Annotated in this window: 1 protein-coding gene; it reads left to right on the top strand. The window is 55.7% G+C overall.

What is annotated here, in order from left to right; genetic code table 11:
* Nucleotides 1–431: hypothetical protein (locus QSK05_RS36065; RefSeq protein ID WP_285601911.1), on the top strand; the 431-nt coding region annotated here is incomplete at both ends.

Below are 431 nucleotides of genomic sequence, written 5' to 3'. Positions count from 1 at the left end.
ATCTACAGCACGGACACCAAGCTTCTTCTTGAGGCCATTACCGGTGTGAAGTATCCGGCGGCCAATGAGTTCAAGATGAAGGCCGCGGGCGGGGCGGTGCGTCGGAATGCTCATTTGGTGCGGACTTTCGCTCCGCAGATCGAGCGGGTGTTGCGTTCGATCCAGAATGATTTGAGTGGTCAGACGGAGCGGGCGTTCTATGACGCGACCGCTCCGTTTGCTATGACTGAGCCGAAGTTGTTGTATCAGACGGCTGACACGCTGGAGTTCACCGGGAAGTATCTCGATGACATGGCGTTGGAGGTTGATTATCAGAAGCGTCTGATGCGGTGGATGATCACGTTCTTGGCGATTCAGATCGCTATTGCTTTTGTTGAGATGTTGTATGACCCGCCGGGTGCTGCGATTCGGGTGGCGACGGCGCAGCAGAT

It is taken from the genome of Kineosporia sp. NBRC 101731, assembly GCF_030269305.1.
Lineage (GTDB): Bacteria > Actinomycetota > Actinomycetes > Actinomycetales > Kineosporiaceae > Kineosporia.
Note: the sequence above shows the minus strand (reverse complement) of the source record. Positions and strands in the feature narration are given on the sequence as shown.